Source organism: Mobilibacterium timonense, from assembly GCF_900155555.1.
Lineage (GTDB): Bacteria > Bacillota > Clostridia > Peptostreptococcales > Anaerovoracaceae > Allobaileyella > Allobaileyella timonense.
Genome location: NZ_FUHN01000006.1, coordinates 392,920 through 405,104, shown reverse-complemented (window position 1 = coordinate 405,104; position 12,185 = coordinate 392,920). Strand labels below are relative to the sequence as shown.

Here is a 12,185-nt window from a genome sequence, read left to right as displayed (position 1 = left end):
ACGCAGCGGTCCCGGATATCGACTGTCCACCTGTTTTCAATATTGCATCAATGTTGCGTCAATGCCCATTCAGCGTTGCTCAGACTTTGCTTCGTCTTTTACTTCGCCCAGAGGAAATCCATGATGTCGTCGCTCACCTCGTAGTTGTGGTGGAGCATCCTGTGGCCGGCCATCTTCCCCTTGAACTCTATCTCCTTGTAGGACTTGGCGGAGTCCTTGATTATGTATTTGAATGACTTCGCGCTGACGGTGCTCACCCGCCCATCGGTGCCGCTTCCGTCCTCCAGGTCTCCGTAGATATTGAGGACGTCCACATTCTTGTACACGTCCATGGTCTTCAGGCCCAGGAGCTCTCTGTACACGGAGTCCGTGTACTTCGGCTTTCCGTCCTTGTCCAGCTTGTTGTTCTTCCACTTCTTATAGTGGCCGTTCAGCCGGTCGTAATTACCGGCGATATCCACCACCTTGTGGAGCTTCGGCTGGTCCGGGTCGTCCCCGTAGTCCAGCTGGTAGTAGCAGATGGCCATGTTCCCCATGGAGTGGGCCACAACGTTGAATCTGTCAAAATGGTTTTTCTCTCTGTAGGCGTCTATCACCGACTTGAGCCACTGGCCCTCGATGTGGTAGTTCCTCTGCCTGTTGTTCTCGAAGTTTATCTCGATGATGGGGTTTCCTGCGCCCTTCACCACCTTGCCCACCAGGGACACCTTGCCCTCCGGGGTGACGTTGGCGTAGATCACGTTCTCCGTGACTTCGAATTCCCTGAATTCGTTCACCATGAAGTCCATGGCCACGGAGCTGCTGTTCAGGCCGTGTATGAAAAATGTAGGTACATTATCCATCGTGAAGTACTCAGCAGGGTCGTAATCGTCGTCTTCAACAGGCTGGAGAGATGAGCCGGTCCTGGCCCCCAGAACACCCGCGGCCACAATGATCACCGCCAATATGATGATTTTTCCCTTTCCAAACTCCATCTGCTCTAACGTCCTTCCTCATATGTTGAAACCGGCCTGTGTATGTGACGCTGCTGTCCCCGGCACCTCATGCCCGTCCTCTGTGAATGAATGATAATGAGTTGCCGGGTCAATATCAACAGGCTTAAGGCAATCATAAGGTTTTTCCGGAAAAAGAACCGCCGGCCGGGACACCGTTCTGAAGGGTCCCCGGCCGGCGGGATCATCAGGCCGTCTCTGCCGGTTCGGCCTTCCTGCTGTTATCCAGCGGGAGAGAAACCTCGGCCTTGAAAAGGTCTCCGTCCACCGTTATCCTCAGGCGGCCGCCCATCAAGGATGTGAGGTCCTTTGCAATGGACAGGCCCAGCCCACTTCCCTCGCTGGTCCTGGATTCGTCACCGCGGGTGAAGCGCTCCATGAGCTGATCCGCGGAGATGTTGAGCCTTTCCTGAGACATGTTTTTCACGGAGACGATGCCTTGTTCGTCATCGCTGGAAACATCTATGTAGACTCTGGAGCCCTTCATGGCGTACTTCCGGATGTTGGACAGGAGGTTCTCCATGACTCGCCACAGATACCTGCCGTCGGCCATTACCTGGACTTTTTCCGGAGAGTTGATTATCAGCTCGAGATCTCTCTTCTTCAGGTCGTCATCGAATTCGCCAGCGGCCTGGTTCACCATGGAAACGAGGTCCACGCTGTGGAGCTCCACCGGCAGGTCCCCGCTGGAGGCCTTGGCGGCGTCGAAAAGGTCCAGTGTCAGGTGCTGGAGCCTGTTCGCCTTCTGGTCGATTATCTCCAGGTACTCCGGGGCGTTTTCGCTGTCGAGCCCCTCTTTCTTGAGCAGGTCCACGTAGGTGACCACCGATGTGAGAGGTGTTTTCAGGTCGTGGGATACGTTGGTGATGAGGTCTGTCTTCATCTTCTGGTTCTTCAGCTCTTTTTCAACTGCCAGGCGGGTGGCTCCCGAGATGGCGTTGATGTCTTCGGAAAGTCTGTCCAGGTCGTCTCCGCTGTAGTTCCTCGGAACGGAGACGTCCAGGTCTCCGCTTGCGGCCTGAGCCGTCGCGGTCTGGATGTCGTGAAACCTCCTGAGGAGCTTAGGTACCTGCCAGAGTATCAGCCCGATAACGGCCACGGCTCCAAGCCAGTAGCCGGACACGATAACGGCGACTATCAGAACTGCCATGACCTTGAGCTGCAGCCTGGTGCTCCTGCCGAACTCCCCGGCACAGAAGGCGAATACTTTTCCTATAATGGTATTCTCCCAGAACGAATGGTTCTTGAGCTTCCTCGCGATGCTCTGTACCACCCAGAGCTCGAAGGCCGCGATCGCCAGTATCATGATGATGGCGATCACGAAGGCGAACCACGGTGACAGCAGGTTTGAGATGTTTCTGTATTCGTAGAACCCCGTCAGGTACTCCGTCCTGTCACCTCTTGAAAGGGCCGCGACCACATCGTGGTAAATGCCGCCAGTTATGAATTTTCTGGATCCCACATAGGCCGACGTGAGCAGGATGGCCGCCGGGTAAAGCGCGCATCCCGCAAGAATGCCTGCGAATACCTGGACCTCACCGAAGCACCGGTCGAGTGGCGCGAGACGGACTCCTTTTTCGTCTTTTTTTCCTGAAAAGATCACGGACACCACCAGCCCTGCCGCAGCAAGCACGCCGAACACGATGCCCAGCTGTATCATGAGCCTCATGTGTTCTTCTGTGTTGTAGCTGTTCGCGGCGGCTCTGATCGCCTTCGCTATGGGGGCCGCGTATCCCTGGTAGTCTGCCATCCAGCTCAGGAGATACCCTGAGACTCCGCAGCACAGGGCTGCACAAAATCCCGCCACACAGACGACGCTGGATACGAGCCATGCTGTCGTCCTCTTTTTCTGATCTATACTCGTGCTCATCTGCTTCCTCCACTATTTTCCCGATCCCGGGCCGCCTCCGGCGCCTGCGGGCGCACCTTCCGGCTTATTGCCGGACGCACCTTCCGTCTCGTTACCGGGCTCGTCGATCTTCTCGATCTTGTAGCCGATGCCCCACAGGACCTTGAGGTACGCCGGATTCCTGGGATCTATCTCTATCTTCTCTCGAATGTGGCGGATGTGGACAGCAACGGTGTTCTCAAAGTTGAACGCCGGCTCCTTCCAGACGGCCTCGTAGATCTGCTCCATGGAGTAGACCCTCCCCGGCTGCTCCATGAGGAACTTCAGGACTCCGAATTCCTTCGGTGTCAGGTTGACTTCCTCGCCGTCCACGGTGACCTCCTTGGTCTCGGTGTCAAGCCTGAGGCCGCCGGTCTTAAGGACCGATGGCGCTTCCTCTGCGCTCCCCAGGGATCTGTATCTCCTGAGGCAGGCCCTCACTCTCGCCACCATCTCCACCGGGTCAAAAGGCTTGGTGATGTAGTCGTCGGCTCCGCAGTCCAGGCCGCTTACCTTGTCGTAGCTCTCGCCCTTGGCGGAGACCATGATGATCGGTATGTTCCGCACCCGGCGGATGGCCTCGGTCGCCCTGATACCGTCCATTCCGGGCATCATCACGTCCATCATTATCAGCTGGACCTCTTCGTCCTTCGCAGCCTCGACCGCAGCCCTGCCGTCGTAGACCTCGCAGGTCTCGTATCCCGCATTCCTGAGGTAGATGCCGATCGCCCTTGCGATCTCCCTGTCGTCGTCACAGATAAGAATCTTCATATTTGTCCATGTCCTCCATTCGATGTGTCTATGGTAAAACAGGGGGATTAAGCAGACCCTGTCAAAATCATTATGAAATTCTTAAGTATTATAACATCCGGGATTGGAGAGGCCGAGGGCATTGAAAACAATGAGGCCGATGGCTGTTTAGGGTGCGATGCGCTTTGAGAGGCCTTCGGCCGTTTGGCGAAAAGCCGGTGCCGGGTCAAGGGATGGCGAGGCACTGGCGATATCGGGGCTGGAGTGGCCGATGGCCGCGCCGATGGCGGTTTGGGGCCGCGGGCCGTTTTGGGGGCCTTCGGCGGCCTTCGGCCGTTTTTGGGAAAAGCCGGTGCCGGGTCAAGAAATGGCGAGGCACTGGCGATATCGGGGCTGGAGGGGCCGAGGGCCGCGCCGATGGCGGTTTGAGGCCGCGGGCCATTTGGGGGGCCTTCGGCGGCGCGATGCGCGTGGGGGCGATGGGAAAGAAACGCAGGCGACGTCAGGTCGCCTGCGCACCGCAAAAATCATGAATTCCCGGAATTGTAAATAGACAGTTCCGGGAATTTTCTGCACAAATGACAAGCACAGTTTCTAAAATTAGCTGCGAATTTTTATGCAAAATTTTAATTCCATATAACATGCTCTTTTTCGGCGTTTCCCCTGGAACTTTTTTCCGCGATCTGGGGTGCTGACAAGACAATGTATGGAAAAAATATTTTTATTCTGTCCTCGAGTGAACTCCGGTCTCACTGTATCAAGGCATTTGGTCTCATTGCTATTTCCCTGTGACTCTAGAGTCTGAACTCATGTGACCACATTGCAGATCTCAGCAATAAAGCTGAAGATTGTATTGTCGTGTTCTTTTTTTTCAGGTGATAGGTCGGTAGATTTTCCAGGGGAAACGCCGAAAATGGCTGTTTCCCCTGGAAAATCCTCATCTCAAAAAGCGGTGTCCACAATTTCATCCGAAATTGTGGACAATTTTATGCAATTAGCTGCATAAGCACACAATAGTCACAATAGTCACAACAGAAACATTGAAGGCCCACTGTTCGAGCGTTGTGAGACCCGAATCGTAGGTGACACCTGATTCGCAGGTATCACCCAAATCGCAGTCGAGGCCTGGATCACAAGTGACACCCAGCCGCGCGCATGTAGTCCGACATTACGCAGACTCCGGCGGCGTCGGCCCTCAGGCAGTCGCGATAATTTTTTTCGTTGATCCCGCCGATAGCGTACACCGGGCAGGCGACGGCGGCACAGCAAGAACCGAGAGCCTCAAGGCCCCGGGGCTCGAGGCCTTTTTTGCAATCGGTCACAAAGACGTGGCCAAAGGTCGCGCAGGTCGCACCGAGGGCCTCGGCTTCCCTGGCCTCCTCCGGGCTGTGAACACTGGCCCCAAGAGTCCGGAAAAAGCTTTTTTCCTCCTCGCTCATGTGGCGCAGTTTTTCGAGAGGTAAGTGGATGTGCTCACAGCGCAGCTCCAGAGCGACCTCCGGATAGCTGTGGAGGATGCAGATCTTTCCCTTTGTGCTGCACAGGTCCAGGACCCGGCGAGCAAGCGATGTGTAAGCTGCGGGGGAAAGGTCTTTTTCCCTCAGGATCAGCCGATCCGGAGCCGATAGGCCGTTGACGCCGCGGTCCAGGATCAGGTCGAGCCATGAGAGGAATTCGCCTTCCACGAGTTTTCGGTTTGTTACGCAAATAAATTCTTCGTTCATCTTTTTTTCTGAAAAAACGCCCAGCGGGCATATTCGTAAGACACAAGTTTGCGACGCCCAGCGGGCATATTCGTAAGACACAAGTTTGCGACGCCCAGCGGGCATTTGGGGTGAGCACCAGTTTGCAGATGCCCAGCGGGCGCATCCCGTAAGGCGCCAGGTTCCGGAAGCCCATCATGTCGGAAGCCCGGAGGGCAACGAAAGTGCCGACATCAGGCCTGCCAGCCGCTCCATCGGACACCCAGCGGGTCACTCTGTTACCGCCCGCCCCGCCAGCGGCCTTTCGCTCATTCGCTCAGGACTCCAACTGCAGACATGGGTGATCGTTCCGGCCGCCCGCTACAGATACAGGTAATCGTTGAGCACCGGCTGGAGGCCCTCGCCTGACATGTCGTTGTACATCTGGTCCAGGCTCCTGACGTCTGCTATCTCGAACTGCTCGTCCCCGGTGTTGTCGTCCTCGGTGTGGGAGTACTTGCTTTCGTGGTCACCGATGCCGGTGGAAACTCCGGCTGAGATCTTGGTGGCGGCTATCTTTGCTATGCCGTCACGGAAGCTCTTGCTCTCCCGGGAGGAGACGGTGATCCCCACGTACGGGAGGAAGAGCCTGTAGGCGCAGAGCACCTGGCAAAGCTCCTTTTCGTGTACGTCCTGCGGATTTATCTTGTCGTTGTTGATGATCGGTCTGAGCCTCGGGCAGGACAGCGAGTATTCAACATACGGGTACTTTCTCTGGAGCAGATACACGTGCATGGCACTTGCAAAAGCGTCCTTCCTGAAATCGGACAGTCCGAGCAGCGCGGAGAAACCCACGCCCCTCATGCCGCCGAGGATCGCCCTTTCCTGGGCGTAAAAGCGATATGGAAAAACGCGCTTGTGGCCCATCAGGTGGAGCTCCTCGTAGCGGCGGCTGTCGTAGGTCTCCTGAAAAACAGTCACGTAATCCGCACCGCACTCGTGCAGGTACTTGTAGTCCTTTACATTTGCAGGGTAGATCTCCAGTCCAACGTTCCTGAAGTACTTCCGGGCAAGCTTACAGGCCGTGCCGATGTACTCCAGGCTGCTCATCTTTTTGCTCTCGCCCGTGAGCATCAGGATCTCCTCGATGCCGGAGTCGGCGATGACCTTCATCTCGTGCTCCATCTCCTGCTCGTTGAGCTGGAGCCTCTTGATGTCGTTGTAGCAGTTGAAACCGCAGTAGACACAGTAGTTTTCACAGTAGTTCGCGAGGTAGAGAGGCGTGAAGATGTACACCGTGTTCCCGAAGTGCTTTCCCGTTTCGTTCCTGGCCTTCACGGCCATCTCCTCCAGAAAAGGAGCGGCCGCCGGCGACAGCAGTGCCTTGAAGTCCTCAACGCCTATGTCGTCCTTGTCCAGGGCCCGGCGAACGTCCGCCGCGGTATAGGCCGCAGGATCGTAGGCCTCCACCTCACCGAGAAGCTTTTCCAGCATGTCCGACTGGATGACCTCCATGTCCGGCATGTACTTCATGTGATCGGTGCGGGCGGAAGGATCCTGCTCGATGCGGTGCTTTTTCGCGAGGGCCTCGGGAGTGAGGTTCTTGCCGTCCAGGAAAAATTCGTTCTTTTCGTAGTCCGTCATCTCGCGCCTCCTAGTCTCTCAGGAATCCCGTGAGCGGGTCGCTGGAGGAAGCGCCGCGCTGCAAAACTCTCCCCAGGCCGGAAAGGTAGGCCTGGCGGCCGGCGTCGATGGCGTTTTTAAAAGCACATGCCATCTCCGGCACGTTTCCGGCAGTTGCGATGGCTGTGTTGGCCATGATCGCGGCTGCCCCCATCTCCATGGCCTCGCAGGCCTGGGACGGGCGGCCGATCCCCGCATCCACTATCACCGGAACGTCCAGCTCATCGATGAGGATCTGGATGAAGGCCTTGGTCTGAAGCCCTCCGTTCGAGCCGATAGGGGCGGCCAGCGGCATCACGCAGGCAGCTCCTGCATCTACCAGCGCTCTGGCGCTGTAGAGGTCAGGATACATGTAAGGCATCACCACGAAGCCCTCGTCCGCCAGGATCCTCGTTGCCTTGATGGTCTCGTTGTTGTCCGGGAGCAGATACTTGGAGTCCCTCATGATCTCGATCTTCACGAAGTCCCCGCAGCCCAGCTCCCTTGAAAGCCTTGCGATTCTCACGGCCTCGTCCGCATTCCTTGCGCCCGAGGTGTTCGGAAGGAGCGTGACGCCCTCCGGGATGTAGTCCAGAATGTTTTCCGATTCCTTAGTGTTCGTCCTTCTGACAGCCAGGGTGATGATCTGAGCGCCGGCGTTTTCCACCGCCGCCTTGATCAGATCCAGCGAATACTTTCCGGATCCCAGTATGAACCTCGATGTGAACCTGTGTCCGCCGAGCTCCCAGCTGTCGTTTCTTATCTCTTCTGCCATTTTCTCCTCCTCCGGTCGCCGGCGTGACTACGTGGCGGCCATCTTTCTTTCATCGGTCGCCGACGTGACTACGTGGCGGCCATCTTACTTTCATCGGTCGCCGACGTGACTACGTGGCGGCCATCTTTCTTTCATCGGTCGCCGGCGTGACTGCGCGGCGGCCTGTTTTTTACATCATTCCCCGTCCATGATCAGCTGTATCACCAGGTTCGCCTGGTGGACCGCACATATGGCCACTCTCGGGGAAAAGAGTGTGCCGGCCTGCTCCAGCCCCGTCTCTCCGTCTCCGCATACGTAGAAGCGGGAGGATATGCGGCGGGTCTCAATGTCGTTGCTCTTTCCGTATCCGGCCATGCCTGAGCCCGCGATCAGGACCGCACCAGGGAGTTCCTCCAAGACGGAGTTGCAGAGCATGGCCTTCTGGTCGGCCTTGTCGAATGCCTCAACTATGTAGTGCTCGTCCTTCAGGAGCTCAGGGATATTCTCCGGCGTGAGCTTCACCTGATCGGTCACGATGTCTATATACGGGGCGAATTCCCTGAGCTCGTCTTTAAGTGCCTCGGTCTTTGGAATTCCGATCTGGTCGAGCCTGTACTGCTGCCTGTTGATGTTCGGCAGGTCCACCCTGTCGAAGTCCAGCAGGTGAAGGCGGCCCACTCCGCATCGTGCCAGGTGGATGGCCACGTTAGACCCCAGGCCGCCGAGGCCGCAGATGGCCACCGAGGCGCGGGAGATCTTTTCCTGGCCCTCCACCGTGTGCCTCGAAGCGAGGGCGTCAAAAAGCTCTTTTTCCGTCACCATCTTCTAGCCTCCCGACACGAAGGACACCACTTCCACGGAGTCGCCGTCCTGCAGGACGGTCTCCGGGTAGTCTGCCTTCTTTACTATATGCTCGTTGATCTCCACGGCTATGAACTTCATGTTGTAGCCCTTTTCCAGGAGGAGATCCTCGAGGACGGTCCCGGCGGCGCCCGTCATTTCACCATTTATCTTTACCATTTTTCTCTCTTTCTGCTCATGTGCTATCACGTGCTGCAGTCATGTGCTGTGGCTGCCGCTTTGCCTGTAAGACGCTCTCGCGTGAAAAGCTCATCTGCCACACTCTGCTGACGCTTTCGTGCAGTGCCCACTTCTTGCACACTCCTCGGGCGCGCTCTTCCGCACCGCCCCGAAAAGCTACAGTATGTCTATCATCTCTCCCGCCAGCGCCTTGTTCATGCTCCTCACGGCGCAGAACTTTCCGCACATGGAACAGGTGTCGCTGTGGTCGTCCTCTGGGAGCCTGCTGTCTCTGATGGCCTTCGCCCTCTCAGGATCAAGGGCCTCGGCGTACTGGGCGTCCCAGTCGAGGTTTTTCCTGGCCTCCGCCATGCGGTCGTCCCTGTCTCTGGCGCCCGGGATGCCCTGCCTCGCCGCATCCATCTGGGTCTTGTACGTTCTTTCCATTTCTGATCCTCCGATTTAATGTCATGAAGCTGAAAATCTCATCTGGAACGCCGTTTTTTCGTTTTCTCACAAAAGAAAGATCCGCACTGCAGGATAGCAATGCGGACCGTGTATATTGATATCATCCCTACGCAGAAATTACTCTGATCAGGTAATAAGGATTTATGTCTGCTCGCCATATCTCAGCCCAGTTCAGGGCACTCCTGTGATAAAACTATTCAGTTGTCATTCCGCGGAAAATGATATTCCCCTGTGATGGGATTGTCAAGGAAAAGAGGCCGCCGCATTTCGTCTGAAACGCGGCAGCCTCGCTGTTTTCAGTTACTTTCCGGTTTTTCTCTGGATCAGCTTCACTATCTCCACGATCGGGATCACAAGGATCGAGAGTCCGAAGGAGATCATGTAGTGCTCAGGGTCCAGGCCTCCCTCTCTGAACTGGAACATGCTCGCCAGCGCAGGCACCTCCACGATCAGCGTGGTGAGGGCCAGCGATGCCAGCATCGCCAGGAGAAGCGGCTTGTTCAGGCTTCCCATTTTGAAGATGCTCTCACGCCTCGATCTCATGTTGAAGGAGTGGAAGATCTCACACATGGACATCACGAAGAACGCCATGGTCACGCCCAGGCTGCTGAAGCCGTCGGCGCCGATGGAACCGTCCCCGCTCCTGCCGATGAAATACGCGGTCATGGTGAGGATCGTAACCACTATGCCCTGATACAGGGTGTCGAAGCCCATGCCTCCCGCGAGGATGCCTTCGTCCTTTTTCCTCGGCTCCCTGTTCATGATGTCCTTCTCCGGGGCCTCGACTCCGAGGGCAAGCGCCGGGAAGCAGTCGGTGATCAGGTTTATGAAAAGCAGGTGCGTCGGCATCAGTATGGTGAAGCCCATGACGGATGCCAGGAAAACTGAGATCACCTCTGCCAGGTTCGAGCTCAGGAGGAACTGTATCGCCTTCCTGATGTTGTCATATACGCGCCTTCCCTCTGCTACGGCGGATACTATAGTGGCGAAGTTATCGTCCGCCAGGATCATGTCCGCAACGTTCTTGGTCACATCAGTTCCTGTGATGCCCATTCCGAGGCCGATGTCCGCGGCCTTGATGGAAGGCGCGTCGTTGACGCCGTCTCCGGTCATGGCCGTGACGTATCCGAGCTCCTGCCAGGTCCTTACGATGCGGGTCTTGTGCTCAGGCTGCACTCTTGCGTACACCCGGATGTCCCTGATCCTGGACTTGAACTCCTCGTCGCTCATCTGTCCGAGCTCCGCTCCGGTGACCGCCTGGCTGCTGTCGGTGATGATACCCAGCTCCTTTGCTATGGCCACCGCGGTGTCCTTGTGGTCTCCTGTGATCATCACTGGAGTGATGCCGGCCTCGCGGCATTCCTTGATCGCGGCCTCGACCTCCGGGCGAACCGGGTCGATCATGCCACAGATCCCGATGAAAGTAAGGTCATTTTCCAGAGCGGCGCTCGTCCACTCCTCAGGCTTCTCGTCGTATGTCTTGTAGGCGCATGCCAGGACCCTGAGGGCCTGGTCGGCCATCTTCTTGTTCTCGGATGTGATGTGGTCAACCAGCTCCTCGCTGATCGGGACCACTCCGTCCTCTGTCAGGACGTGGGTGCAGTTCCTGAGGATCTCGTCCAGCCCGCCCTTGGTGTACTGGATGATCTGGCCGTCCTTGTCGTGGACGGTGGACATCATCTTGCGGCCGGAGTCGAAAGGCACCTCGCCGATCCTCGGCTGCTTTTCCTCGAGAGCGGTCTTCGGGAGACCTGCTGAGATGCCGTACTCCACGAGTGCCGCTTCCGTTGGCTCTCCGATGACCGTTTTTCCGTCGCCGTTGATCTGGCTGTCGTTGCAAAGGCCCATGGCCGTGGCCAGGAGCTTCTCGTCAGGAGAATACTCCTGTGTGACGGTCATCTTGTTTTTTGTAAGCGTTCCTGTCTTGTCCGAGCAGATGATCTGGGTGCACCCCAGGGTCTCCACCGCGGACATCTTTCTTATGATCGCGTTCTTCTTGGACATGTTGGTGACGCCGATGGAAAGGACTATGGTCACCACTGCCACCAGCCCCTCCGGGATGGCGGCCACGGCCAGGGACACCGCTATCATGAAGAAGTTCAGGATGTTTGAAAGTCCCGGCTGCTGCCCCGACATGAAGGACTTGATCATGTCGAAGGCGAAAATGAAGATACAGACTCCCAGGACCACCCTCGTGAGGATGTGGCTCAGCTGGGCGAGCTTGATCTGGAGCGGAGTGAGGCCGCTCTTAGCCTGGGTTATGGCGTCGGCGATCTGGCCCATCTCGGTGTCCATACCAGTGCCGGTGATCACAGCGCGGCCTCTTCCGTATACGACGGTGCTGCCCATGAAGGCCATGTTGGTCCTGTCGCCCAGAGGGATCTCACCGTCATCAGACTGCAGGGCTCCGGTGGTCTTGTCCACAGGAACGGACTCTCCAGTCAGTGCAGCCTCCTCGATCTTCATGCTGGCGGACTCGATTATCCTGGCGTCCGCAGGGACCGCATCTCCCGCCTCCAGGAGGACGATGTCTCCCGGGACGAGATCAGAGCTCTTCACGAACACGGTCTCACCGCCCCGAAGAACTCTGTTAGTGGATTCCGACATCTTCTTCAGGGCCTCGATGGCGGCTTCTGCCTTGCTCTCCTGGACCACGCCAAGAATGCCGTTAACAATGACCACAAAGGCGATGATCAGGGTGTCGTACGGGGTCTTTCCCTCAAAAACATCCAGGACCGCCGATATGAAGGCTGCCACCAGCAGGATCACGATCATCGGATCCTTCAGCTGTGCCAGGAACCGCTTCATCGCAGAATCCTTCGGCGCCTCCTTCAGCTTGTTGTAGCCGTATTTCTTAAGCCTCTCTTCCGCCTCTACGGCTGAAAGACCATTCTCTCCCGTCCCCAGGTCAGCCATGACCTGGCCGGAATCCTCCAGCCAGTACTTTCTCTTTTCCATACGCAGACTCC

The 12,185-nt window shown here is 56.9% G+C and carries 10 protein-coding genes and 1 riboswitch; all 10 genes read right to left on the bottom strand.

Annotation, left to right across the window (positions count from 1 at the left end; translation table 11 throughout):
* Positions 1-98: 98 nt before the first annotated feature.
* Complete coding sequence (locus BQ7382_RS02725) at positions 99-974, bottom strand: alpha/beta hydrolase (RefSeq protein WP_077390595.1); 876 nt, start codon at positions 972-974, stop codon at positions 99-101.
* Between the two features lie 205 nt (positions 975-1,179).
* Entirely contained in the window at positions 1,180-2,862 is a 1,683-nt protein-coding gene (locus BQ7382_RS02720) for a HAMP domain-containing sensor histidine kinase (protein ID WP_077390594.1), read from the bottom strand.
* Between the two features lie 12 nt (positions 2,863-2,874).
* Positions 2,875-3,651, bottom strand: a complete 777-nt coding sequence (locus BQ7382_RS02715; RefSeq protein WP_077390593.1) for a response regulator transcription factor — start codon at positions 3,649-3,651, stop codon at positions 2,875-2,877.
* 1,109 nt (positions 3,652-4,760) lie between these two features.
* A complete protein-coding gene (locus BQ7382_RS02705) occupies positions 4,761-5,354 on the bottom strand; it encodes a thiamine phosphate synthase (RefSeq protein ID WP_077390591.1) in 594 nt (197 codons plus the stop codon).
* Positions 5,355-5,693: 339 nt separating this feature from the next.
* Positions 5,694-6,956 (bottom strand): 2-iminoacetate synthase ThiH, encoded by a 1,263-nt coding sequence (gene thiH / locus BQ7382_RS02700; RefSeq protein ID WP_077390590.1) that lies wholly within the window; start codon positions 6,954-6,956, stop codon positions 5,694-5,696.
* Positions 6,957-6,966: 10 nt separating this feature from the next.
* Positions 6,967-7,749, bottom strand: coding sequence for a thiazole synthase (locus BQ7382_RS02695; protein ID WP_077390589.1), 783 nt, complete (start codon positions 7,747-7,749; stop codon positions 6,967-6,969).
* 174 nt (positions 7,750-7,923) lie between these two features.
* Complete coding sequence (gene thiF / locus BQ7382_RS02690; RefSeq protein WP_077390588.1) at positions 7,924-8,550, bottom strand: sulfur carrier protein ThiS adenylyltransferase ThiF; 627 nt, start codon at positions 8,548-8,550, stop codon at positions 7,924-7,926.
* Positions 8,551-8,553: 3 nt separating this feature from the next.
* Positions 8,554-8,748, bottom strand: coding sequence for a sulfur carrier protein ThiS (gene thiS, locus BQ7382_RS02685; RefSeq protein WP_077390587.1), 195 nt, complete (start codon positions 8,746-8,748; stop codon positions 8,554-8,556).
* A gap of 177 nt (positions 8,749-8,925) precedes the next feature.
* Positions 8,926-9,195: a phosphomethylpyrimidine synthase ThiC gene (locus BQ7382_RS02680; protein WP_331465907.1), complete on the bottom strand. Its 270-nt coding sequence runs from the start codon at positions 9,193-9,195 to the stop codon at positions 8,926-8,928.
* Positions 9,196-9,302: 107 nt separating this feature from the next.
* A riboswitch (TPP riboswitch) is annotated at positions 9,303-9,411 on the bottom strand.
* A gap of 105 nt (positions 9,412-9,516) precedes the next feature.
* Positions 9,517-12,174: a cation-translocating P-type ATPase gene (locus tag BQ7382_RS02675; protein WP_077390586.1), complete on the bottom strand. Its 2,658-nt coding sequence runs from the start codon at positions 12,172-12,174 to the stop codon at positions 9,517-9,519.
* Positions 12,175-12,185 lie beyond the last annotated feature (11 nt).